At 66.5% G+C, this 24,357-nt stretch carries 17 protein-coding genes, 1 tRNA gene and 2 pseudogenes; 11 read left to right on the top strand and 9 right to left on the bottom strand.

Going from position 1 to position 24,357, the window contains the following annotated elements:
- Positions 1 to 4: 4 nt before the first annotated feature.
- The 4 genes from sucD to FCI23_RS07245 all read left to right on the top strand — a co-directional run bounded on the left by sucD (position 5) and on the right by FCI23_RS07245 (position 3,125).
- Positions 5 to 880 carry a succinate--CoA ligase subunit alpha gene (gene sucD, locus FCI23_RS07260; protein ID WP_136722624.1) on the top strand — a complete coding sequence of 292 codons (876 nt, stop codon included), beginning with the start codon at positions 5 to 7 and terminating at the stop codon, positions 878 to 880.
- Positions 877 to 1,293: a carbonic anhydrase gene (locus FCI23_RS07255; RefSeq protein ID WP_136722623.1), complete on the top strand. Its 417-nt coding sequence runs from the start codon at positions 877 to 879 to the stop codon at positions 1,291 to 1,293. The genes sucD and FCI23_RS07255 overlap by 4 nt, the downstream gene beginning before the upstream one ends.
- 44 nt (positions 1,294 to 1,337) lie before the next feature.
- The gene (locus FCI23_RS07250; protein ID WP_136722622.1) at positions 1,338 to 2,876 is read left to right on the top strand and encodes an aldehyde dehydrogenase family protein; all 1,539 of its coding nucleotides are present in this window, start codon (positions 1,338 to 1,340) and stop codon (positions 2,874 to 2,876) included.
- A 161-nt stretch (positions 2,877 to 3,037) separates the two neighbouring features.
- Positions 3,038 to 3,125: transfer RNA gene (locus tag FCI23_RS07245), tRNA-Leu, on the top strand.
- On the opposite strand, the gene FCI23_RS07240 is transcribed toward FCI23_RS07245, so the two are convergent.
- The gene (locus tag FCI23_RS07240) at positions 3,104 to 4,870 is read right to left on the bottom strand and encodes a recombinase family protein (protein ID WP_136722621.1); all 1,767 of its coding nucleotides are present in this window, start codon (positions 4,868 to 4,870) and stop codon (positions 3,104 to 3,106) included. The genes FCI23_RS07245 and FCI23_RS07240 overlap by 22 nt on opposite strands.
- 606 nt (positions 4,871 to 5,476) lie before the next feature.
- Here FCI23_RS07240 and FCI23_RS56220 point away from each other — a divergent pair.
- From FCI23_RS56220 to FCI23_RS63615, 3 genes and pseudogenes are all read left to right on the top strand, one after another.
- Positions 5,477 to 5,629, top strand: a complete 153-nt coding sequence (locus FCI23_RS56220) for a DUF6368 family protein (RefSeq protein WP_169316712.1) — start codon at positions 5,477 to 5,479, stop codon at positions 5,627 to 5,629.
- 73 nt (positions 5,630 to 5,702) lie between these two features.
- A pseudogene (locus FCI23_RS07235) lies at positions 5,703 to 6,774 on the top strand (SNF2-related protein); the annotation flags it as partial.
- Complete coding sequence (locus FCI23_RS63615; protein ID WP_246143518.1) at positions 6,763 to 7,206, top strand: MarR family transcriptional regulator; 444 nt, start codon at positions 6,763 to 6,765, stop codon at positions 7,204 to 7,206. The pseudogene FCI23_RS07235 and the gene FCI23_RS63615, both read left to right, overlap by 12 nt.
- Before the next feature lie 698 nt (positions 7,207 to 7,904).
- Here FCI23_RS63615 and FCI23_RS07225 read toward each other — a convergent pair.
- Positions 7,905 to 8,378: pseudogene (locus FCI23_RS07225) on the bottom strand (helix-turn-helix domain-containing protein); the annotation flags it as partial.
- 151 nt (positions 8,379 to 8,529) lie between these two features.
- Here FCI23_RS07225 and FCI23_RS07220 point away from each other — a divergent pair.
- Positions 8,530 to 8,781, top strand: coding sequence for a sigma factor-like helix-turn-helix DNA-binding protein (locus FCI23_RS07220; protein WP_169316711.1), 252 nt, complete (start codon positions 8,530 to 8,532; stop codon positions 8,779 to 8,781).
- A gap of 19 nt (positions 8,782 to 8,800) precedes the next feature.
- On the opposite strand, the gene FCI23_RS07215 is transcribed toward FCI23_RS07220, so the two are convergent.
- From FCI23_RS07215 to FCI23_RS58155, 5 genes are all read right to left on the bottom strand, one after another.
- Positions 8,801 to 9,508: a YgjP family zinc-dependent metalloprotease gene (locus FCI23_RS07215; RefSeq protein WP_136722619.1), complete on the bottom strand. Its 708-nt coding sequence runs from the start codon at positions 9,506 to 9,508 to the stop codon at positions 8,801 to 8,803.
- Positions 9,505 to 12,804 carry a type I restriction endonuclease subunit R gene (locus FCI23_RS07210; protein WP_136722618.1) on the bottom strand — a complete coding sequence of 1,100 codons (3,300 nt, stop codon included), beginning with the start codon at positions 12,802 to 12,804 and terminating at the stop codon, positions 9,505 to 9,507. The genes FCI23_RS07215 and FCI23_RS07210 overlap by 4 nt, the downstream gene beginning before the upstream one ends.
- The gene (locus FCI23_RS07205; RefSeq protein WP_136722617.1) at positions 12,801 to 14,084 is read right to left on the bottom strand and encodes a restriction endonuclease subunit S; all 1,284 of its coding nucleotides are present in this window, start codon (positions 14,082 to 14,084) and stop codon (positions 12,801 to 12,803) included. Before FCI23_RS07205 ends, FCI23_RS07210 begins: the two co-directional genes overlap by 4 nt.
- Positions 14,077 to 16,470 carry a type I restriction-modification system subunit M gene (locus tag FCI23_RS07200; protein WP_407645938.1) on the bottom strand — a complete coding sequence of 798 codons (2,394 nt, stop codon included), beginning with the start codon at positions 16,468 to 16,470 and terminating at the stop codon, positions 14,077 to 14,079. The genes FCI23_RS07205 and FCI23_RS07200 overlap by 8 nt, the downstream gene beginning before the upstream one ends.
- A 571-nt stretch (positions 16,471 to 17,041) precedes the next feature.
- Positions 17,042 to 17,449 carry a 5-formyltetrahydrofolate cyclo-ligase gene (locus tag FCI23_RS58155; RefSeq protein ID WP_407645937.1) on the bottom strand — a complete coding sequence of 136 codons (408 nt, stop codon included), beginning with the start codon at positions 17,447 to 17,449 and terminating at the stop codon, positions 17,042 to 17,044.
- 496 nt (positions 17,450 to 17,945) lie between these two features.
- Here FCI23_RS58155 and FCI23_RS63610 point away from each other — a divergent pair, with 496 nt between their 5' ends.
- The 3 genes from FCI23_RS63610 to FCI23_RS56215 all read left to right on the top strand — a co-directional run bounded on the left by FCI23_RS63610 (position 17,946) and on the right by FCI23_RS56215 (position 22,393).
- Entirely contained in the window at positions 17,946 to 18,356 is a 411-nt protein-coding gene (locus FCI23_RS63610) for a DUF6009 family protein (RefSeq protein WP_407645936.1), read from the top strand.
- Positions 18,357 to 18,504: 148 nt separating this feature from the next.
- Positions 18,505 to 21,414 (top strand): hypothetical protein, encoded by a 2,910-nt coding sequence (locus FCI23_RS07190; protein WP_246143475.1) that lies wholly within the window; start codon positions 18,505 to 18,507, stop codon positions 21,412 to 21,414.
- A gap of 808 nt (positions 21,415 to 22,222) precedes the next feature.
- Entirely contained in the window at positions 22,223 to 22,393 is a 171-nt protein-coding gene (locus FCI23_RS56215; RefSeq protein WP_169316710.1) for a hypothetical protein, read from the top strand.
- Positions 22,394 to 22,697: 304 nt separating this feature from the next.
- Here FCI23_RS56215 and FCI23_RS63605 read toward each other — a convergent pair whose 3' ends face one another.
- Together FCI23_RS63605 and FCI23_RS07180 are read right to left on the bottom strand one after the other, a co-directional pair.
- On the bottom strand, positions 22,698 to 23,006 hold the full coding sequence (locus FCI23_RS63605; protein ID WP_407645939.1) for a transposase: 309 nt from the start codon (positions 23,004 to 23,006) through the stop codon (positions 22,698 to 22,700).
- Between the two features lie 70 nt (positions 23,007 to 23,076).
- Positions 23,077 to 24,075 carry a hypothetical protein gene (locus tag FCI23_RS07180; RefSeq protein WP_136722615.1) on the bottom strand — a complete coding sequence of 333 codons (999 nt, stop codon included), beginning with the start codon at positions 24,073 to 24,075 and terminating at the stop codon, positions 23,077 to 23,079.
- Between the last annotated feature and the right edge of the window lie 282 nt (positions 24,076 to 24,357).

Below are 24,357 nucleotides of genomic sequence, written 5' to 3'. Positions count from 1 at the left end.
CAGCATGGCGATCTTCCTCGACCAGCACAGCAGGGTCATCGTCCAGGGCATGACCGGCGCCGAGGGCATGAAGCACACCCGCCGCATGCTCGCCGCCGGCACCGCGATCGTCGGCGGCGTCAACCCGCGCAAGGCCGGCACCTCCGTCATCTTCGAGGGACGTACGGTGCCGGTCTTCGGGTCGGTCAAGGAGGCGATCGGCGCCACCGGCGCGGACGTCACTGTCGTCTTCGTACCCCCGCCCTTTGTCAAGGACGCCGTCGACGAGGCGGCCGACGCCGGGATCGCCCTGGCCGTCGTCATCACCGAAGGCGTCCCCGTCCGCGACACCGTTTCCTTCCGCGACCGTGCGGCCGCCTCCGGCACCCGCATCATCGGCCCCAACTGCCCCGGCCTGATCAGCCCCGGCCGGTCCAACGCGGGCATCATCCCCGCAGACATCACCACCGCCGGCCGCATCGGCCTCGTCTCCAAGTCCGGCACGCTCACCTACCAGCTCATGTACGAGCTGCGCGACCTCGGCTTCTCCACCGCCGTCGGGATCGGCGGTGACCCCGTCATCGGCACCACCCACATTGACGCCCTCGCCGCCTTCGAGGACGACCCCGAGACCGACATCGTCGTCATGATCGGCGAGATCGGCGGCGACGCGGAGGAGCGGGCCGCCGCGTACATCTCCGCACACGTCACCAAGCCCGTCGTCGGTTACGTGGCCGGATTCACCGCCCCCGAAGGCCGCACCATGGGCCACGCCGGCGCCATCGTCTCCGGCTCCTCCGGCACCGCGCAGGCCAAGAAGGAGGCCCTGGAGGCAGCGGGCGTACGGGTCGGCCGCACCCCCTCCGAGACCGCCCGGCTCGTACGCGGGCTGCTGCCATGACCGGCACCGAGCGCCTTCTGTCCCGCAGGACCACGCTCGGCACTGCCCTCACCCCACTGGACCCGGAGCTGCGGCGTCCGCGTACCGGAGTCGCTATTGTCGCTTGTATGGACGCCCGGCTGGGAGTCGAGACGATGTTCGGCCTGCGGCCGGGCGATGCCCACGTGATCCGCAACGCGGGCGGCTGCGTCACCGGAGACACCCTCCACTCGCTCCAGCTGAGCCAGACACGAGGCGGCACCCGCGAAGTCCTCCTGGTGCACCACGAGGACTGCGCGGCGCTCAGCGACCCTGCCACCGACCTGTATGTCTGCATGGCCCGCCTCCGTAAGAGCGAAGGGCTGCCCCACACCGATGTGGTGCGCGGCTTCATCTACACGCGCAGTGGTGCGCTGCGCGAGCTTCGCCCGTGATCCCCGCCCGAACTCCGCCCCTGAAGAGAGCCGGAGAACCACTCATGACTCTTACCCTCAAGCCCGGCACGGCCTGGATGGACGCTTGGCAGCGCTGTCTGACAGCCGCTCCCGAGGCATTCCACCACGACCGGGTCCTGAACCTCTGGGACGCCCGCTGGCAGGCCGACGGCCGGATCCTGCCGACCACCTCACCCGTCGACGGCACCCCCCTCGCCGGGCTGCCCCGGCTCGACGCCACCACCGCCCACCAGGCCGTACGCGCCTCCCTCGACCAGCACCGCGTCTGGCGCGACGTCCCCCTGGCCGAACGCAAGGCCCGCGTCGGCGCCGCGCTGGACGCCATGACCGAGCACCGCGAGCTGCTCTCGCTGCTGCTGGTCTGGGAGATCGGCAAACCCTGGCGGCTCGCCCAGGCCGACGTCGACCGTGCCATCGACGGCGTGCGCTGGTACCTCGCCGAAATCGACCCCATGCTCTCGGGCCGCACCCCGCTCCCCGGCCCCGTCAGCAACATCGCCAGCTGGAACTACCCCATGAGCGTCCTCGTCCACGCCATGCTCGTCCAGGCGCTGGCCGGCAACGCCGTCATCGCCAAGACCCCCACCGACGGCGGTCTGGCCTGCCTCACCCTCGCCTGCGCCCTGGCCGCCCGCGAAGGCCTCCCCATCACGCTGGTCAGCGGCAGCGGCAGCGAACTCTCCTCGTCCCTGGTCACCGCCCCGGAGATCGGCTGCGTATCCTTCGTCGGCGGTCGCGACGCCGGCGGCCGGGTCGCCTCCGCCGTCGCCGACCTGGGCAAACGCCACATCCTGGAGCAGGAGGGGCTCAATGCCTGGGGCATCTGGAACCACACCGACTGGCCGGACCTGACCACCCACATCCGTAAAACCTTCGACTACGCCAAACAGCGCTGCACCGCCTACCCCCGCTTCGTCGTCCAGCGCGAGCTCTTCGCCGACTTCCTCGCGGCGTACCTCCCGGCCGTACGATCCGTCCGCTTCGGCCACCCGCTCGCCGTCGCCGACCCGGCGGACGACCTCCCGGAGCTCGACTTCGGCCCGCTCATCAACGCCGCCAAGGCCAAGGAGCTGGAAGACCTGGTCAGCGAGGCAATCGGCCGGGGCGCCGTCCCCCTCCACCGAGGCACCCTCGCCGACGGCCGCCTCCTCCCCGGCCAGGACACCTCGGCCTACCTCCCGCCGGTGACCCTCCTCAACCCGCCCTCCACCTCGCCCCTGCACCACGCCGAGCCCTTCGGCCCCGTCGACACCATCGTCCTCGTCGACACCGAGGCCGAACTCCTCACCGCCATGAACGCCAGCAACGGCGCCCTCGTCGCCACCCTCTCCACCGACGACCCCGCCACCTACGCCCGCCTCGCCCCCCAGATCCGCGCCTTCAAAACCGGCCACAACAAACCCCGCTCCCGAGGCGACCGCTCCGAACTCTTCGGCGGCTTCGGCGCCTCCTGGCGCGGCGCCTTCGTCGGCGGCGACCTCCTCGTCCACGCCGTCACCGACGGCCCCCCCACCGAGCGCCTCCCCGGCAACTTCCCGGACTACCACCTCATGCCCGGCTAACCCGCCGCCCCGCCCCGCAGGCCGCCCCTCCGGCCTGCGGGGATCACTCCACGTGACGCCATTCGGACCAACCGCAGCCACCGGATACACAGGTGAAAGGCACCCCGAATCCTTGGTATCGTTATCCATGTCGCCGCGGGAAACCGCACGACACACACCTGGTCCGGGTGGCGGAATGGCAGACGCGCTAGCTTGAGGTGCTAGTGCCCTTTATCGGGCGTGGGGGTTCAAGTCCCCCCTCGGACACCAACTGGTAGCCCACGGGCTCCACGCGAGTGCTGGTTGAGATTCATTTCAACCAGCACTTTTTGCTTTCCGGAGTCGTAGGTGAAGGCAAGCCCGAACTGGCGGTAGATCTCTGCTTTGTCCTGGGTCTCGGCCTGCTGGACGACGGTGGCCAGGTCACGGATGGAGCGTACGAGCCGGACGATCTCGTCGCGGCTCATGCGGGCGACCGGCCCTTGGGTCGCGGTCCGCAACTCGGCCTCCGCCCGGACGCGCCGGCTTTGAGTCTCGGCCATCCATTGGGTGACGAGGGCGGGGTCGGCTCCGGCTTCGAGGGCAGCGCGGTGGGTGGCGAGCTTGGTGTTGCAGTCGGCGATCACCGCGTGGGCGGCTTCGGCGGCCCTTGCCTCACCATTGGAGGGCCGTTCGGCGCCGGCCATGAGGTCGATGGTGTCGTCGAGACGATGCGGCAGGAACACCTTCCCCAGCCAGGCGTCCAGCGGTGGGACGACCCAGCTCTCGCGTAGATAAACGTTCCGTGGGTGCTGGACGCGGTTGGCGAGGGCGTATTCCTGGGGGAAGCGGCACCGGTAGTAGGCCTGATCGTGGGACCAGTGGCCCTGCATCTTGCGCTCGCATGCGGCGCACGAGATGGCACCCCTGAGGAGATAGATGTTCCGGGTCCGCTTGTCCCCGTGGGCAGGGCCGGTGCGAGTCCGGGCGGTCAGGATGTCCTGGACCTGGGCGAACGTAGTGTCGTCGATCAGTGGGGTGTGGACGATCTTTTTTGAGACGATCCATTTGTCCTGGGTGTTCCAGCGCATGGCGGTGGTGTAGCCGAGGGTGACGTCCTCGATGTCGAGCAGGCTCTCGTGTTTGTGCTGCTTGTTCCATACTTGGTGGCCGGTGTAGCGGGGGTTAGCCAGGATGGCGCGTACCGCGCTTTTGCACCAGGCGCGGCCGTCACGGTGCCGGTTGCGCGCCGGGTCGTGGGCGGAGGGGCTGGGGATGCCGTCGCGGGTGAGTCGCTCGGCGATGGCGAAGATTCCGCGCCCTGCGAGGAATTCGGTGAAGATGCGGACCACGACGGGGGACGAGCCGGGATCGGGTTCCAGGCCGTGCAGGCGCCTTCCGTCGGCGGCTTTGCCGGGGTTGGGGTGGGGGCCGAGGTCGGCGAGGCGGTAGCCGTACGGTGGTCGGCCGCCGAGGTAGCGGCCTTCCATGAGGGTCTGGGAGGCCATCGCGGAGTGGACCCGGACCTTGATCCTGTTGCGTTCGCCCTTGGACATGCCGCCGAAGACGGACATGATCAGGTCGTGGGCCTCGTTGTCCGGATCGATCGCCCCGCCTACCTCGGGTACCCACAACGTGACGCCGTAGTGGATGAACAGCGGGTAGGTGTTGCCGAACTGGTTGCCGTGGAAGGCGCGCTGTGGCTCTCCGATGACGATGGCGTCGAAGCCGCGTTGCGGGTCGGCTAGGGCAGCGAGCAGCAGTGCGGCCTGGGGGCGGCGTTTCCATGGCAGGGCGCGGGTGTGCCCGACGTCGAAGTACCCGGCGACGATCTGTCCGCCGGTTGGTTGGATCAGTTGGCGGGCGCGGCCGAATTGCCACAGGCGGGATGCTTCGGGGTCTTGCTGGTCTTCGGTGGAGACCCGCCCGTAGAAGGCGAATCTCAGCCCCGTCGCGAGAGAGGTGGCCGGTGCGCCCGCTGGCTGGGCGGCGGAGCGTAGCCATGGCAGAACCTGGTCATGATCACCGGTCGTCATGGGAGTCCCCTTTTCTGGTGGCGACGATTGGCAGAGGGTTGGCTTCGGTCAGTGACGGTTTGATGCGGCCGTCCATCGATAGCTGGCCTTCGGGCAGAGAGCCAGCTTGCTCGGCGTGGTGCTGCAGCAGTCGCAGCAGAGCGGCTGCTGCAGCCGGGGTCAGTTGGGGTTCGGGTGTGGCGAAGATGAGTTCAAAGTCCCTGGGTGCACAGGAGAGTTGGCGGGGGCTCATCCGGCTGTCCGGACGGCGGACGCAGGCCGAGCATTCTTGGGTTCGTGCGAACCCGGGGGACGGGGTGGCGGGTGCTGTCATGGCGTGCGCGCTGCGGTGGCCGACCGTCTTCGTGCTGACACCAGGTAAGGAGAATTCCGGCCCGTTTTGTGCCATCCCCGGCGGTTCTTCCACACTCCGCGCCCTGGCCCGTAACCCCGATGCGCACAGCCCCTTGGGCCGGCGCCTGCCGCGCTTGAGCTTGTGAAGGCGCAGGTCAAAGCCATATATGCCAGGTGCAAGCAACGGCTGCGCCTGCCTGGCAGCGATGGGCGTCAAGGAGTTTCTCCAAACTAATTTCCCGTGCCTGCGGTCGTCCGGACGGGTGAACAAAGGTGCAGGTCGACGGCGGATCTGCCAGTCGCGAGCCGGAGGCCATGGGCGGCGGGTACGACGCAGGCGGCGGTGACCGGTGGTACCGGCAGGTCGCAAACAGCGAGTTCCTCGCGGCGGGGCTGCGGCACCCGGACTTCCACCTGGTCAAGTAGGCGGGGACCGTACGTCCCGTGGGAACCACGGCTGTCAGTGCGCCGTGGAAGGATGTGCGCGGATCGGAGCGGGTACGAGCTGCAGCAGATACCGGGCGTCGGCGCCCAGACCACCGACAGGGCGCTCGCCGCCGCACGGCAGATCGCGCGGGCGATGGGGGAGACCGTCCCGGTACAGATCGACGTCGACCACCCCGAGCCACGGACCACCGCCCTGGTCGTCGCGCTGCGCAGGCTCGTCGAGGCCAGCCCGGAGCTGCGCCGGGCCGTCGACGTCCGCGCAGCTGGACGACACGCTCGGCGCGCTGTTGCCGGCGGCCCCGCCGGTCGGCGGGCGGCTGCGCATGGCAATCATGGGACGCGACCGGCGGGAGCGGGCGCTTGCGGCAGCGGCCGAGATCCGCGAGCTGACTGCCGACGCGGCCGCCAAGGGCGTACCCCTGCGCTCAGTCAGGCCTCCACCGACCTGCTGCGCGAGCCTCCCTCCGACATCGAGGCCTGGGTCGCCTTCGAGCTGCGCTCCACGGATTACTACAGCCAGCTCGCCGAGGTCTCGGAGCACCGGCCGGACGTCGCGGCCGGCGAGGGCTGCCTGCCGTCGGAGGTGGTCGAGCGGGTCCACGCCCAGCCGCTCGACGACACGCACCGCCGGGTCTCGCTGCGCGGCTACCAGTCCTTCGGCGCCCGTTTCGCGCTGGCACAGCGCCGGGTCGTCCTCGGCGACGAGATGGGGCTCGGCAAGACGGTCCAGGCCATCGCGGCGCTCGCCCATCTCGCGGCGGAGGGGCACACACACTTCCTGGTAGTCTGCCCCGCCAGCGTGCTGATCAACTGGACGCGCGAGGTCCGCGACCGCAGCACCCTGCGGGCCCTACCGGTGCACGGCCCCGACCGGCTCGACGCGTACGCCGAGTGGCGCGAGCGTGGCGGCGTCGCGATCACTACCTTCGACTTACTGCACACCCTGCCCACGCCGGACGGAACCGGCCCGTGCCCGGCCGACCGCACGAAGCCGGGGATGCTCGTCGTCGACGAGGCCCACTACGTGAAGAACCCGGACACCCGCCGCGCCAAGGCGGTCGCCGTCTGGACCGAGGCGTGCGACCGAGTCCTGTTTCCTTACCGGTACGCCCATGGAGACACGGCGCTGCTTCACCTCGCGCAGAACCGGTATCTCGGCCGCCGCCCTGGCCCGCCTGTGCGGGGTCACACCTCCGACCATGAACACGGTCCTGAAGAATCTCCAGGACCGCGGGCTCATCGAACGCACCCGCACGACTGGCACAGGAACATCCTGGAGACCCGCCTCACCGCGGAAGGCCGGTCCGTCATGGCGGACGCAGACGCGCGCGCGGTACGGGTGGAGCGGGCGCTGGCCGCCGAGTTCACGGACGAGGAGCGGGACGCGCTGGTCGGACCGCTGGGCCGGTGCGTCGAACTCCTGGAGGAGGAACGGCCCTGACAGCAGGACGGCGACGTGGTGGAGTTTCGCTTCAACGTCTAGTGCCCGCCGTAGCGTTGGTGCGGTGATTTGGCAAATGCGCAGGTGGGATGGGGTCGGCCCGATCGGGGGCTGACCCCGTTGCGGTACCCGTTGCTGGATCCGTGCTGGATCGGCTGACGTTTCGTCACCTGTCGTCATCCCTGGTTCTCCGTACCCTCGCTGGATCGGTGCTGGATCGGGCTGATGGTCCGTCAGATGGGTGGGGATCCGGTCGGGGGTCCGGTGGGGCGGGGTGGGTGGGGGTTTCGGGGCGCTGGCGGCCCGTGGGCGGGCGCTGGGGGTGAGGAATGGTGGTGGTGTGTCAATCCCCGGGGCGGTGGCTTCGGGGGGCCGTAGCCGGGCGTTTGGGCGAGCGGTTGCTGCGGGCGGTGTGTCGGCCCGAGCGGCTGGGCGTGGCCGTGGGCCTGCTGCCATGGCGGGGGAGCGGCGGGCTCACGTTGCGCGGGTTCGAATCCTCGACGGGGGCGTACGCCTTGCCGTAGTCGGGGAGGCTTGGCCGCAGGTTCGAGTCCCCGGCAGGAGCCGCAAAACATGGGAAGCGCCCGCGGCCAGGGAAAACGGCACCTGTCGGCGTCGGGTGAATCCTGGTTCTGGCACACTTTCCGCGCCAGGGCACAGAGCGTCACGGGCTCCATGATCATCAGCGAGCATCATACGCACAGAGCCTCGTATTTCCGCCGTGTGACAGCTGCTCCAGATGGCATGTGGTAACGCTCCGTTGTGCCAGCACGGAAAGTGTGCCAGAACCAGAGTTCAGCCGCCGCCGACATCGGGTGGGATGCCGTGCTCGCGGAGGATTTCCCGGACGGTGGAGGCGGCGACCTTGATTCCCAGGGCTGCGAGCTCACCGTGGATTCTGCGGTACCCCCAGGAGCTGTTTTCGCGTGCCAGGCGAAGGACCAGGGCGCGGATGGATCGGACGTTGGGCGGGCGTCCGCGCCGCTTCGGTGCGCAGGTCGCGGCGTGGCGCCGTTTGAGCAGGTCGCGGTGCCAGCGATGGATCGTGTCCGGGTTTACGAGCAGCAGGAGTTGGCGCAGCTTGTCCATCGGTAGGTGGTGGAGTAGGCCGGCGAGCACCACGCGGTCGGTATCGGTGAACGCGGGCTTGCCCACCTGGCGCTGCAGGACCAGCAGCTGGTGCCGCAGCGCCAGGATCTCGATGTCCTTTTCCCGACCGCTCATCGGCAGCCGGCGCAGGAGTGTGAAGGTGTTGGTCACGGCGAGGTAGGCCAGGCGCAGCAGCACGGGAGGTCATGATTCCGCCCGTCCCCTGTTCACGTGAAGACAGCCGGGGTGAGCGGAGCGACCGCAGACGGCCCCTGATCAACGATCAAGGTCCTGACCTGGCGGGATGATTTATCGGCACCCGCAGAGTGCGTACGTCGCAGGGGCGTCGATGCTGGAGCTGAAGCGCCGGTTCGATGTTCACGAGCAGACGGTGCGGCGCCAGCTCATCAGGCGAGGGGTGGCCATCCGGCCGAAGAATGCCTTCACCGATGAGCAGGAGCGCGAGGTCGTACGACTCTATGTTGATAGGCAACAGACGCTGGCGGAGATTGCGCTGTTGTTTAAGGTGTCGGCCGGAGCGGTACGGAAAATGCTGATCCGACGGGGCGTGGAGCGGCGACCACAGGTGCGACCAAGATGATGCTCGCTGATTGTTACCGTCAGTACGTGCCTCCGAACCAAAGGCGAGCACCCCGTTGCGCCAGCTCCTGCTTCCGCTCGTCGTAGTCAGGCATCACCCGAGCGAGGAGTTGCCAGAAGTCTGGGCCATGGTGTGCTTCCCGTAGATGAGCAAGCTCATGGGCCAGGACGTAGTCAACTAGCGATGGAGATAGCTGCAGCGCCGCCCAGTGGATGCGCACGAGCCGTCCGGCAGTGGCACTACCCCACTTATGACCAAGATCAGCAACCTCGATCGCTCCCGGTTCGACGCGCAGCCGCTCGGCCCACGATTTGACCCGCGGACGTAGCCACGCGTCGCCGCATCGCTGATACCACGCGATGAGGCTGGCCTCGCCGGCCTCAACAAGCAGTCGAGGAAGGATGAGTCGGCCACGTTCTAGGCGGACAGCACCGTCGGCATCATAGATCTTCAGGCGGTGGCTTCGGCCGAGGTAGAGGAAGCCCTCTCCGTCGACTAGTTCCTTGGTAACGGGGTCATGCTGCAGCACCTCCTTCTCCGCCAGCTTGCGGTAGACCCAGTCACGCTTGGAGGCCAGGAACTGTCGCAACTCATCGGTGGCGACGTCCTCCGCAGCCCGGAGTCGCAACGAGCCATCGGCCTCGATCGTCAGTTTGGCCTTCCGGCTGGCACCGCCCGTCTCGACCGGAACGCGCAGGTCATCAAGATGAAGGACGGCGGCCCTCATGGGCGCTTCCGCGCGTTGATCTGCTGCGTGATCAAGGATTGGTTAGCTCTGGAGAGTTCCATGAGTCTGTCGGCGACGGCAGCCTGCTCAGAGAACGGGAACAGGTCGCGGTCGTCCAGGGCGTGGATGATCTCCTTGCGCAGCTCATCCTGGGCGTGAGGGTTATGCCAAAAGCGGACGATGGCAGCATGCAGGGTCACCTGTGCAACGATCTCTTCGGCCAAATGCATGATGTCGGCGTGAATTTCATCGGGCAGCCGAGCTTCGGTGGCGAACTCGCTCTCCAACAGGCCATAGAACCGTGCGACCAGCGGGTCGTCGTGGACACGCGACACGCTGGACTCGTCCGTGGCGTCGCCGAGCAATACTTCCAAGGCAAGGCTGAGCTGTTCCCATTTGCCGGTGAGTGTCTTTAGGATCTCGTCGAGGCGCTCGGAGAGCCGGGTGTACCGGGCCGGGTCCTCATCAAAGTTCTTCCGGATGTGGAAGCGCAGAGCGTGCTCCATCTCGGACGCCTTGGCCTTGTCCGAGGTGAGACCCCTAACTTTTGCCAGAAAGTCTGGCGCCGTGATCGAAATGGGAGGGATCTTGGTCGCGATGTCTAGGGCAGTGACGTGCTCGTCGATCAGAGCGCGGACCTTTTTGCCATACAACGATGCGTCGAAGTCCCCCATGCCGTCGTCGCGGTAACGACGGCGGGCGAACTTCTGAATGATGCCCAGCCGCTTGGCATCTGCCACGAAGGGCAGCGCCTCCGGGCGTGGCAGAATCGTGTCCAGGGTGGTCAGGAACTGTTTGAGTAGCACGCCGAACCGGGCGCGAAGCGCCTCGTCTGACAGAACATCGACGCAAGCCTCGATGTCTTCGTCCATATCGAATGTTTCAATGCCTGCCTGCGCGAAAACCGCCGCTACCCGTGCGTGCCGGTCTCGCAGCTTCGGAACCTCATCGGTGATGGAGGCAAGCGCACCGATGGCGTCCTCGGCATCCTCCGGCGCGTAGGCCTGAAGCGCCTTTTGGAGATGCGCGCCGACGCCGAAGTAGTCGACCAGCAGGCCGGCCGACTTCCCTTGAGCCGTGCGATTAACGCGGGCGATAGCCTGCAGCAACTCGGCATCCTGGATGAAGCGGTCGAGATAGAGCGCCTGCTCGACCGGTGCATCGAAACCAGTCAGCAGCATGGTGCGGACGAGGAGGAAAGCGATCGGGCTGGCATGCTCCCCTGCGGCACCAAGAGGCTTCTTAAACTCGGCGATCACTGCGTCCTGACGAGTTTTGTCAGTCCACTGCGCCCAAGTCGGGTCGTCGTTGTTGCTGCCGGAGATGACCGGTACGAAGTCAAGGATGCGAATCAGATCGACGTGCGGCAGCGCGCGGATCAGCACCTGCTTGCGCCGGTCTAGACGGTCGATGTCGAGGCTTCCGTCAGCAGCGCAGCTGATGAGATGCTCGGGTAGGGCTTCGATCTGGGCCACGAGGCCATCGCGGGCGACTATGAGCGCCTCGCGGTAGCGAACGGTTGCCAAACGGCTTGACGCAGAGAGTTGCGCCTTGAATCCACCCGGAAGCACCGTCGATACGTAGTGCCAGAGCATTGATTTCGCCTTAGCGGCAATTAGGTTTGGTGCTTCCAGGACAGCACCCGTTGTGGCGTAGCGAGCCTTGAGCTTCTCGACCTCGTCGGCTGTGTGCTCAGCGAACATGTCCTCGAACAGCTCATCGAGATCACTACCACCAGCCACCGCGCCCTTGGCGGTGCGCCCTTCATAGAAGATCGGGACCACAGCACCGTCGTGCTCGGCCTGGCGGATCGTGTACTTGTCGATGAACGAGCCGAAGATGGCGTCGGTGCGCTTCTTACCTTCGCGCATGATCGGTGTACCAGTGAAGCCGATCTTCGCGGCGTTCGGCAGTGCGGCCATCAGGTTGGCGTGCAGGGTCGAGGTCTGGGAGCGGTGTGCCTCGTCGACCAGTATCACGATGGTCTCGTCGGTGTTGAGCACACCGAGTGCCTCGGTCTTCTCGTCGCCGGCCATCTGCGTCTCGCTCGTCCCGGCGCTATCGGTGTCGCGGTACTTCTGGATCATCGCGAAGACGAGGGCCGGACCCTTCTCCGCCAGAATCGTCTTGAGCTTGCTGGTGCGCGGCGCGCGTTGGACTCCCTCGCCAGAGAGCTTGGCCGTCTCGGACAGCTGCTTTTCCAGATCGGTTCGGTCGGTCACGATGACGACCTTGAATGCCCGCAGTAGCGGGTCCGAGCGCATAGCCCGAACCAAGAACACCATCGTGAGCGACTTGCCCGACCCTTGGGTATGCCAGATCAGGCCACCGCGGCGATCACTTTCACCATCCACCGCGCGGGTCTTCCCGCTGCGCAGTCGCCCTAGCGCTCGGCCCACAGCGCGGTATTGCTGGTAACGAGCGACGATCTTGATCCGTCGACCGTTCGCTTCGGTGAACAACGTGAAGTGCCTGACGATGTCCAGAAGGTTGGACGGTGTCAGCATCCCCGCAACCAGCAGCTCCTGCCCCGTCAACTCAGCCGCAGGCTTCCCAAGATGGCTGGCGAGTTCATCGCGCGAGAGTGGTGCTGCGTCCTTCCATTCAAGGAAATGTTCCGGCCCAGCCGTGAACGTCGCAACCCGGGCTTTGTCGCCGTAGGTCGAGACGACGAACTGGTTCGTCCAGAACAACTGCTCGTTGCCCTCGGGCGCACCGAGGTTGCGCTGGTTGGCGTACCGCCGCAGCTGGTTGACGCCTTCAGCCATAGGGTCGGTGACATAGGGACTCTTGCACTCGATTACGACCAGCGGGATACCATTGACGAACAACACCACGTCAGGCGCGACGAATTTCTTCGCCTGCCCACCGGGCTCATCCACCCGAAACTGGTTGATCGCTAGGAAGTCGTTTCGTTCCGGGTGGTCGAAGTCAATGAATCGGATCCGCTGCGAGCGGCCCTGATCCCAGTCCGGCAGACCTGACACCGCCACACCCTCGAGAAGGCGCTCAGTCATCTGCTCATTAAGCTCGGTGAGCTTGCCCACCCCAGACCGTGTCAGCGACGAGACCGCCTCGGAAAGACGAGAATCGTCCAGCCACGGCACGCCGTCCGGCCCAGGGTTGATCTTGAGGAGCGCAGCTCGCAGGCGTTCCCCAAGGATTGAGCCACGGAACGAACCCCGCTCCGTGACAGCCGGGTTCGACTTCGAACCCTCAATGACTGCCCAGTTAAGACCAGCCAGCTGATGCATCAGCGGCTTCTCAACTTCGGTGTACTCCGGGCCCGCGCTCACGACATAGCCTCTTGCGGAACGCGAACGCGACCTGAGAGAAGGTCATCCAGCAGCGCTGCCTTCTTCTTAAGTAGCTTTTCAAGGGCGTCACGCTCAACCGCCACCGCATTGGCATGGGCTTTCATCACCTGGCAGATGCGTCTCTGTTCGGCTGGATCCGGCAACGGCACATCGAGTGGACGCAGATCTTGAAGGTTGATGTTGCGCTGCGCACTCTGCGGTGCTCTCGATTCGAGTCGCGGCTTCGCCGCACGGAGAACGAGCTGTACGTATTCCGCACGATGCGGCTCGTAGACCGATACACCCACAACACTGTCAGGGAAGTACATAGGTCGTCCGAGCATCGCCGTGTCCGCGATGTTGGCCGCAATAGTTACTGCAATGGTCCCAGCTGCAAACTTGCGGCTCACCGCTGCACCGAGGTGGCTCAGCGACTGGCTGGCATCGAGAATCACTCCGCCTTCCACTGCAGCGATGTCTCCAGTCTGGATAAACGGGAATGGTCCATTGAGGTACATCGGATCGTTTCTGGGGCGATGGCCGAACTTGCCTCGCTCGACCTCCGCGATCTGGTCGAGTCTGACGATAATCCAACTCGCTGGAAATGACTTGTCGTCCCTCGTCTGTGTTTCGAACGACTCCGCCGGTCGAAGACGACCAGTGATATCTACTCCACGACTCAGCAGATCTTCCATCAGCCCGCGGCCAGCTTGCTCAAGCTTCGCAATAACTTTCGAGGCCAGTTGAATCTGATCGTCTAGCGCGACCAAAGTTTCGGCGATGCGTCGCTGCTCCCTTATAGGCGGAAGTAGTATGTCAATACCGAGAAGACTGCTCCGCGCAATATTCTTCATGCTACCGCTTGTTCCGGTTGCAAGACCCTTGATCTCTGACGCAACCCGTGGTGCCAGCAAGACAAACGATAGCCAACGAGCATCAATGCGCGATGAATCAACCCTTATCTGCCACAAGCGATCAGGCAGGAAGAGTGAGGGGTCGTCAGCCTCTACGTAGCAAGATTCTCCCACCAGCTGCGGAGTATTCATCCGACTAAACAGGATTGATCCGCCGAGTACCGATTCCGTAGCTCGCGAGCGCTCCCTCTTGATGACAACCTTATTCTCATCAGCCTTAAAGGAACCCGCACTGACAGCACTTGTCTTGAGGACTCCAATCTCACCCGGCCCCCTCGGGCGGTCATCTGAGTTCACACTCACACCCGAATTAATCGTGGCAATGCATTCCGCAAGCCTGACATGAGCCCACTTAGGCCTACTCATAGCCAAGCTCCTTGAGGAATCCAGCGAGCTTTGCAGCGGCGGCGTCTCGTGCTTCCTCGAGTGTTGAGAGCGGAGTCTGGTACTTGTCCCACCACGTCTCGAAGGCCGTGATCACAGCTCGTCGGTGCCGAGTGATCCGGTCCTGAGCTTCCTCCAGCAGGTCATGCTCCATCGCGTCGAGCACGATTTGGCGAGCGGACGAGTCTGCGAGTACCTCGCTCGCCTCGGTAAGGCGGTACCCAAGCGCTGCCTTCTCTGCCTTGAGTTGCTTCTTGGTGGCCGTCAGCTTAGCCTTCAGTCCTTTGACTTCTGCTGGCGAGAGAGCGTCTTCGGCCGGTTCATCATCATCGTCGTCATCGGAAGCGGTGGCCGCCTTGATCGTGCAGTCCAGCTCAGCCACCTCAGCCTCAAGAGTGGCGAGCTGGTCGAGGTACTCGGGCAGCAGCGCCCGGGCGACCTTGTGATCGAGCGGGTTGACCTTGGCCTTTTCCTCCTCAAGCGCGTCAAGTACCGTGGCAACCCAGGCCTCGATTAGGCCGCGGTAACCAAGCGTGGCAAGGGCTTTGAGGTCTGGGAGACTAACGCCCCACCAGGAGGCGATGACGCCGCTGACCGCGAAGTGGTCCAGCAGTGCTGTCGGTTGCAGCGCGACCCGGAACGTCTCGATGAACTCTTTGCGAAGCTCGATGAGGTCGGCGGCTGACTGCAGCTTGTCGAAGCGATCCTCTTCGACATTCCACCAGTGTTCGATCGCGGAGGTCACGGTCGCCTCGGCAGCGGTGACACCGGCATCTGCCTCGATCAGACGGCCCAGGTCGTGCTGGCTGTTGACGACGTCGGCGTACCGAAGATAGGTCTCATCCTTCGGCACGAAGAGGTGCGCAGGGTTGAGCCCGTGAGCGGCGAAAAGTTCGGCCTTAGCCTCGATCTCGCGAATCGGGATACCGCCATGCAGGTGAGCCCGAACGTCCTGAGGCTCGGGCTCGGGCGTGGTGTCGACGTAGCGGCGAATGTTGAGGTTGTCGTCGTTCTCGGCCAGCTCCTCCCGGGTCACGACGCGAGCGAAAGCCGGCACGTCCGCGAAGGCTCGATAGGCGGAAACGATCTTCTCAGTGTGCTCAGGCTCGAGGTAGTTCTGTGCCCTACCCTCGCGGTAGTCCCGGTCGGCATTGATGAACAGCACCTTGCCTCTGCGCTCAGCGGGCTTGGAGCCGACTGGACGAAGTACAAGGATGCAGGCGGGGATGCCGGTGCCGTAGAAAAGCTGCGGGCCGAGACCGATGACCGCGTCGATCAGATCATCGTTCAGGAAACCAGTGCGAATTCGACCTTCGTCGCTACTGCGAAACAGCACGCCATGAGGCATGACCGTTGTGACCATCCCGCCAGGCCGCGTGACCGCCAGCATGTGCTGGACGAACATTAGGTCGGCCCTCTTGCCCTTTTCGGGGGTGTAGCCGTAGCGGAAGCGCTCAGGGAACGGGATGGCGTCAGCGGTATAGTTCATCGAGAACGGCGGATTGGTGATCACCCGGTCGAAGCGCTGCAGCTCACCGCCGGTGATGTGCGCGGGATCTTCGAGGGTGCCGTCATCGTTGTTGCGCAGGTCCGCATCGGGGATGCCGTGCAGGAGCATGTTCATCTTGGAGATGGCCCAGACGCTGCCGTCCTTCTCCTGGCCGGCAAGGGCGAGGTTTCGTCCGTCGCCGCCGGACTCCTCGACATACTCCTTGGACAGGATGAGCATGCCGCCCGATCCAGTGCACGGGTCGTATACGCTCATCCCAGGGTGTGGGTCAGCAATCTGCACCATCAGGCGCACGACGTCACGTGGGGTGTAGAACTCGCCGCCCTTCTTACCCGCCGAGTCGGCGAAGTCGCGGATCAAGTACTCGTAGGCTGCACCGAGCAGGTCGGGGAACTCAAAGTCCTGCTGACGCAGCGGCACCTTATTGAAGTGCATAATCAGCTCACGGAGCTTCTTGTCCGACATCGACGACTGGCCGATCTTGCGGTTGAAGTCGATGTGCTGCAGCACTCCGTCGAGTGACCGGTTACTGTGCTCCAACTCCTCAAGGGCCTTGTTCAAGCCACTGCCGACCGACTTGTGGAGATGATCGCGGATCTGGTCCCATCGGGCTCGCTGTGGCACGTAGAAGGTCTTGTAGAACGATGGGGACTCTGCTCGCTGCTCCGCCTGTGACTGAGAACGTCCTCGCGCCCGCTGGTCGGCGATGACCTGTTGCTGCTCCGCCTCGAACTGGTCGGAGGCGTACTTCAAGAAGAGCATCCCGAAGATGTACTCCTTGTACGCCGAGGCTTCCATCGAGCCGCGGAGCACGTCCGCGGCAGCGAACAGGTGCCGCTCCAGCTGGGGCAGTGTCAAGCGAGCCATCGAGCAGCTTGTCCTTCCTGGTGTACTTCCCGCACTTGCCTTGCTCTGCGAACTTACCGAGTATGTGGTCGAATCCGTACTCCACTTCGACCAATGAGATCCATCGTCTCGTCGACGAGCTGGCCAATACCCGGTCTCCTGGCGTTGCCAAAGCGACCGGCCATCAGGCAGCCATCCCCCGTCGGTTGTGAGAGATCTGTCGATCATCGCCCGCGTCAGTCGGCATACGCTGCCTATCCACCCTAATCCCATCTAGCCAGCGTGAAGTAGGTCGTCGCCTGCGAGTCCGCAGCATCTGGATAACCCTAGCGGGACACACTGACAGACGTGTCCATTCACGGGGGTCCGATAACGGTCTCGACACTTACTTGATTTGTCTAGATTTCAGGCGATTCGGCCCACCGCGCTAGCCATGTCGGCCGCTCGCCAGAATCAGGAAATAAGCTATGATTCCGGGCGACGGGTCGCACCCGTGAATGGACACTGACAGACCGTAGCTGTGGTGCGCATCAGTCAGGCTGTCACGAGGGCGGTCAAGTGGAGTCATCAATCATCGAAGCGGCTACTCTGGCTCCTGTCGAACACTTGCCCGCGCAGCCAGCACCGGAATCGCCCCGATCTTCTCCGGTGTGAGGTCCTTCCAGACAAGCCCCCGGGGCTGGCGCCGGTTCGGGCACTCGATCACCTCGTCCGGCGTGACGATGAGGTCGACGCTGTAGTCGTGCTCCGTCTCAGGGATCTCTTCGTCAACGACCTGAAGCTGGTGGACGGGCGCGACGATCACCAGCTCGTCCGTCACGAGACCAGCCTCGATGAGGAGCGCCACCTCCAGGTCGGAGTACCCCGCGCCCTTGCCGATGCGTGCGCCGGAGCGGTTGACCGCGACGCTGCCGCAGACCACCACGTCGATGGGGCGCAGGTTCTCGACGCCGACACGGCGCGCCACCTGTGCAGCACCCTTCTTGCACACGGGGGTTCCGTTCTGCCGCGGCGAGAGCGACCAGGTCGGTCGCGGCGTCCCGCTGGACGGCGGGGTGCGACTCGCCGGCCAGGCGCAGGAGATCGCAGCCCGTGCGGCGTTCCACCGGTTCGGCGCGGTGGAGCAGGTCCCGGCCGAGCACGAGCGCCTCCGGCCCGTCGGTGGCCGCCTGCGCCAGCAGTGTCCAGATCTCGTCGCACTCCTCAGGGCCCGTGGCCTGGTGGGCCGCGGTGAGAGCCCGCTGGACCAGTACCGTTGTCGCTTTCGTGCACATCCCGGCATTCTCACGCACTGTCCGCTTCTGTGCGGCGGAGATTTCGGTTGAGCGGGTGGAGGGCGCGGGGTCCGCACACAGATCCACTGCTCCGCCGATCTCGACAGCTGCGTCGCGGCTCCAACCAGCGGTTTCCCCGCGCACTTACCGGAGCGTGGGAGTAGGACCCCTACCTGTTCTTCCGGTTGGGCGGACGTATGGTAGTGATCCGATATGACCCGCAGTGGCTTACCGCCTCTACAGCTGGTTCGGACTTGGTCAGTGCGCAGGCAGAGCAGGTTACCTATGCGGGAATCGGCCTTGTCGTGGGCGCGTCGACTGACGCGATTCGGATCTCCGCGCTGTGGCAGGCCCGCCTACCGCGGCCGCGGCCGCCTCGTCGGCTACGCCAACTTGCGCAGCGACGCCCTCGCCACCCGGGACTCCGGCCGCTACGACCGCCGCACCTTCTGGCTACTCCCTCACGACCGTGGCGAGGCACCCGAGACCGAATACCGAACTCACGCCCCCCTGGAAGCGGTAGACCCCCGAACCGTCCGCGCAGGCCGCCCCGGCCACCTGACCGCCCGTGCCTGGGGAAGCCCCCTACCTCTCCGTAACGAACGCCCACGGCCTTCCGATTGAACCGCCAGATCAAAGCTCGGCAGTCGAACCGAGGACCGTTGGACCCTGTGGAGGCCGGCCCCCTGGACCCAGGGCGAAAAACTCGGCGGGGGAGACGGCGTTCCTGCCAGGCTCTGGGGAGGAAACCGGCAAGGGAGACAGACCGACGATGGCAACGGTGCAGCAGCCCACCTCCGCGCAGCAACGGCGCGTGCAGTGGAAACCCATCGACCGGGCCCTGGCCCGCTACTCGACCCAGTCGCTGCGGGTACTGCTCCACGCCGCGCTCGGTTCCCCGGGCTGCTCCCGTTTTCACGATCACCTGCTGCTGCTGTGGACCCGAATCCTGCGCACCCCCTCCCATCCGGGGGACCAGGCGGGCGCCGGTGACCTGCCCGGTCTGGTCGAGGCCGTCATGCGTGCCGCCCCGGGCCGCGGCACGGTGACCGAGATTCAGCCGAACGACCCGCGCGCGCTGGTGGGGTTCAAGGTGGCGGGCGAGCGGCTGCTGGTCCACCCCGGTCAGCTCGACCACCCGCTGATGTTCCTGCGCAGCGCCCAGCTGACGGCCCTGGCGATCGACGAGCCGGTGCGTGTCGTGCACGGCTTCACCCTCACCGACGTCCTGGAGCTCGTGCTGCGCTACACCGACCACGCGGTCACGGCGCTCGCGCCGGCGTGGCCACAGGCGTACGAGGACCGGGCGCCGGAGGAGATCGCGTGCGGGATCAGCCCCGGTGAAGGCGAGGCGGCCCAGGGGCTGGCCGACCTCGATCCCGCCGTGGTCACCGGCGCATGCGGGAACCCGGAGCGCGCCGCCCGGGCGCTGGACTGGCTGACCGCGGACCTGAGCGACCTGCCGCTGCGCTACCGTCCGACGGCGCCGCTGTTCGGTCCGGTGCTCGCTGTCGTCGCGCACGGCCGCCGCCGGCTGGTACCGGTGTCCGCCGCGCTGGGCAGCTTCGCTGCGGCCCTCGAACGCCTCCTCGCCGCGGTCCCGGATCGGCAGGGCGCCGAGCAGCGCCTGCAGAAGCTGACCGTTGACCGCGTCGCGCAGCTGCTGGGCCTGGACGAGGCCCCGGCTAGGCCCGGGCCGGTGTGCGTGATCTCCTCGCCCGGCTACCGCTACGACATCGCCGTCGTCAGCGCGCTTGCCGACGGAGCCTTGTCCGGACGGATCGAAGCAGGGCGGTCCGCCCTCGCCGACGGCGGCGCGCCGGGCCGGGGACGGCTCGTGGTCTACGGCGGGCCCCGGGTGCTCGGGCCGGAGCTGATCCGCGACACCGCCTACCTGCACGTCGAGGAGCTCGCCGAGATCCTCGCCGACGCCGAAGGCGACCCGAGCTTGCTCGCCTTGTTCGTCCTGGAGCTCACCGAGCACCCCGGCGTCGACGCGGTCCTCTTCCGGGAGCCGCTCGACGCGTGGACCGAGTGGTGGCGCGAGAGCACGCTGCTCATGCCGGGCCCGCACCGCGAGGGTGCGGCCGTCGTTTCCCCGGCTGCCGGGTTGGACACCACCTGGCAGCGCGCCGCGACCTGGGCACGCCTCGATGACGTCCTGGCTGCCGCCGGTCTGCCGCAGGCGCTCGACTGGCGCTTCGCTCACCCCGCCGAACCCGATCCAGGTGTTCCCGGCGAACACGCCGACCTCCTGTATCCCGGCAACGGCGGGGGAGCGCTGGTGGTGCGGATCAGCACCGTCCCGCCGCTGGCGGTCGTGGCCAGCCCCTGCCCCGACCAGGGCGCGGTCCTCGACCTGGCCGCGATGACCGGCCTGGCGGACAGCATCCGCACCACCGTCACCGGCTATCCGCTGGTCGCCGCCCACTTCACCCTGCCCAACGGCGCCCCCGTCGTCCTCCAGCTGACCGAGACCACCCAACCCCACCAGCCCCCTCCCGCCGAACCAGGCCGGGACGTCGATGAGCAGGAGGCGGGGGAGAGGCTGCTGCTGCACGCCGGGGCGGACCCCGACCACGCCCGGATCGGCATCGACCTCGATCCGCCACTGCTGGCCTCCTTCACCGGCGACGGCCACCAGGGCCACCAAATCCTCGGCCGGCTCCTGCACCACCTGGTCGAACAGGTCCGTCAGGCCCGCGGCGCCGGACCCGGGACCGACCCGGAGGCGTTCGCCGAAGCCTGGGACGCCGCGTACCCGGTGCTGCGCATCACCGGCGCCACCACCTACTGGCCCGCCATCGCCCCCCACTACACGCTGCCGCGCTCCCGCCACCTTCACGCCCGCGCGCTGCACACCGCGGCCGCCGCCATCCGCCGCGCCGGCGTCCCGGCCGGCTCCTGGCACGGGCCGGACGCCTACGCTCGCGGCGGTCCCGCCGAGCAGCTGCTCCACGCTCTGGAAGACGAACTCACCCAGCAGATTCGCGCCCACCAGCCCAGCCTTGTCGAGGAGTTGGCGCGGCACCTGAACGCGGCCTGGAGCACCCGTACCCGCGGTCATCACGAGATGAGGGTGAACCTCGCGGCACCGTGGGCGGCGAACTGGGCCCCGGAAGCCGGCCGCCGCCAGAGCGACGCCGCCACGGCCACCTCCGCCCTGCAACTCCTGCTCCAGCAAGCCATCACCACCCAGCCCGCCGGCCGGCGGCCCGTCGATATCCTGGCTGTCGCCGAACTGGTCGCCCTGGCCGAACTCGTGCTGCACTGCGGGACCACCGCGGTCGCCGCCGCCCGACGACTGCACGACCTTCACCTGGAAATCCACCCCAGCGGCGTGTTCACCCTGACCGACACCGGCGAGGCGGACACCGCAGACCCGGACGCCGAACTGGTCCACCTCGGCTTCGACGCCGGCGCCTACCGGCACGCCCGGCACGAGCGCTTCCTTGCCCAAGCCGCCGCAGCCCGCCCGAACTCCTCGACGACGCCGCCGTGTTCGTCAGCCCGGGGGCGCGCACCGAGACCGTGTTCGCCGCGCCGGACCTGCCCGCCACCAGCCAGCTCGCCCAGGCCGACCGGCTCCTCCACCAGCACTGGCACTTCGGGTTCGCCGCGCTGGGCGCCGTGCTCGCCACCGCCGCCGACTGGCCGACCGGACCCGAAGGCATCGCCGTGATCACCCCCGAAGACCTGGTGCGCGAGGCGACTGCCTGGTCAGGGCTGCCCGAAGCCGACCTGACGGCCGCCGTCGACCGGCTGAGCCTGCACCCTGGCAACGCCGCCGGCACCGGCTCGCACGCCTACACCGAGGTCGAGCGCCGCACCCGGCCCGCCACCCACCCGCTGATCAACCACGACGGCCGGCTGCTCGTCCTGCCCTGGCTCGTCCACACCGCCCAGGAGCTCTACGCCGCCTACCTCGACGAGGGCCGCCTTCCGCACCCCGACCTTCCTAAGCCCGTCCGGGACGCCCTGCACCGCCACCGCCAGCAGCTCGACAAACGACTGGAGGCCGACCTCAAGACGATTGCCCGCGATGCCGGACTGCCCCACCGGTACCGCCTCCTGGAGAGGACCGCTGCCCAGCTCGGTATCCCGGGCCTGATCGGAGAGATCGACCTGCTGATTGCCGACCCGGCCACCCGGCGCCTGTGGGTGATCGAGGCCAAGAACCCCGAAGGGGCTGTCGCGCCGAACGCAGTGCTCCAGCACGTCGAACGCTTCACTAAGGAGTACCGCGACAAGCTCCTCGCCAAGACGGCCACCATCACCGCCCACGCCACGGCCGCCGCCCGCGCCTGCCAGGCCCCCGAGGACCTGGACTGGGAAGTGATCCCGCTGATGGTCACCCGCAGCATCGAGCCCGCCGCCTTCCTCACCGACCCGAAGGTGCCCTTCACGATCGCCGACCACCTCGCCCAGATCCTGACCGCTCCGACAGCCCCCCGCCCAGGGTGGAACACCCCGGACGGAGCGCCGAGCTGATGGCAGCCCTGGAGCGCGTCGACGTGGCGTACACCCTGGTCACCGACCCCACCGGCGAACGGGTGCTCGTCGTCAAGGACCGGCGTACCGGGCAGTGGGGGCTGCCCGGCGGCCGGCGCGAGGAGGTGAGAGCCTGGCCGAAGCCGCCGTACGCGGGACCGAGGAAGTAGCCGGCGTTGTCGTGGAGACGGGGCGTCTCGTCCACCTCAGCGAACGGCTCGACGGTGTCGTCCACGAGGACTTCGCCGTCTTCCGCGCGACCCTCATCCGCGGAGAACCGGCCGCCAGAGCAAGCGGCTAGGATGTCCGCGAAGCGGCCTGGGTCGCATCGGCCGACGCAAACGCCCACCTGCCCTGGTTCCCGGGCGGGCTCGCAGCCGGCCGCCGTCGCCCCTTGGTGAGCAGGCGGCGGGTGACGGCGTACACCGTGGACATGATCACGAAACATGATCCCAGACGCGACACAGCCGCTGCTCAAGGACCTGGGCTCCCGGTTCCTGACGGCGAAGGACTCCAAAGCGGGACGACGATTCGTGTTTTTGAGCCCCACAGGCGTCCGTGCTGCCGCCAGGTGAGGCGGCGGCGCAGGTCAGCGAGGTGACGCTGCGCGAGCTGAGCGATGTGAAAGCAGTCCACGACCACGGCCGCGTGGGGTAGGGCGCGGTGAACAGCGGCGCGGAAGGTGGAGCACAGATCGATGGCGACATAGCGGACCTGTTCGCGCCAGGAGTCGGGCTGGGCGGACAGCCAGTCGGCAACGGAGGCGGCGTGGGACGACGGCAGACGGGATGGCAGCAGGTACCGCGGTGGGTCTGCACGCAGCGGCCGGGCTACGTCCAGCTACGCAGTAGCCTCACGGCCGTGGTTGCGGAACGGGCCAGTTGTACGACCTATCGGGCTGAGGTCGATCGATAGTCGGGGCACCCGGGTGAAAGTGGAACGGTTTTCCGCCGTCGTCAATGGCAATTGTTCCGCTGCGGCCCGCGCTGGACCAGTCCAGCTCAAGAGTCCAGTCGACCTCGCTTTGAGACCCGGCGAAAATGAGGAATAGTTCCGGTCCGCTATCTGTTACTGTGAATGGAAAATCCGATGGTGGGCCTTCGCGACTTTCCTTGGGCTTCAAGGTCGGCCTTGGCTCGTCCAGGTCAGTCGTAAAAGCACGTGGTGGCATCGGAAGGCCCATGCGATAGCGCAAATAGCAAGGCCGGGCAGGATGGCGCGAGATAACTATCGGGCGAATCCCGTGGAGTATGACGGCTTGCGAGGTGAAAGCCTCAACGGTGATTCTTGCACCTAGCGGCCGTGGTCCAATTTCTGGATCACGGCCCTCGATTGGTATGATCATCGTCATGATGTAGTTATTGTGCGGTCCGGCTGTCACGTGCAACGGGGTGCCTGGCTGCCTCCGTGTCTCCATGTTAGTGATTACATCACCAGTATGAATATTTCCTGTGATCGTATGCGCGGCCAACGACCGTGCACCGGAAGCCGTGATTGCGGTTGAAGAGGCGAGTGGGGGCCGACTCCAAGCGGCTACTTCCGCCGTTAGTTCAGAATCTGAAGCAAAGGCGCGCCGGATCTCTGTGCGCAAAAGCGTGATGAGATCTGCATCGGCTGGGTTGGCGACAATCTCCGCGACGGTCGTGGCTATCGCTGTTTCAAGAACCGTGGGAGGATCTTGCGCCTGACGCCGGCCGACGATGCGCTGAATGGCGCGGCGTCCGAAAGAAACGCTGGCGTCTGCCGCTGAGTCTTCCAGTTGCGTCAAGACAGCTGTCCCGTATGCCCCCACGGCTGCCGTCACATACGGAGTGATCTCCTGTGCAAGCTGAGCAACGTCAAAAACGGTCACTTGGACTCCCTTCCCAGCGCCAGTCCCAACAGCACAGGATGATGCCCTCCACCTCACTCAGCGTATCCAGGCTCTTGCGGGGCCGCAGGCTCGTTCAGCAAATTCTTAGGGTGTCTAGGTCGTATGTCCAGTACGGCGCTCCACCTGGACACCCAGGGGGCAGGCCCGCTCCACCGAGGGTGTGGGACGACGGCAGACGGGATGGCAGCGGGGAGGGGGTGTGGTTCCTGCAGAGCCGCTCGATCCACGCGCAATCCCACTCGCCCCGAAAGTCTGCTGCAG

The organism is Actinacidiphila oryziradicis, from assembly GCF_005047355.1.
Taxonomy (GTDB): domain Bacteria; phylum Actinomycetota; class Actinomycetes; order Streptomycetales; family Streptomycetaceae; genus Actinacidiphila; species Actinacidiphila oryziradicis.
This window is presented reverse-complemented; position numbering and strand designations above follow the sequence as displayed.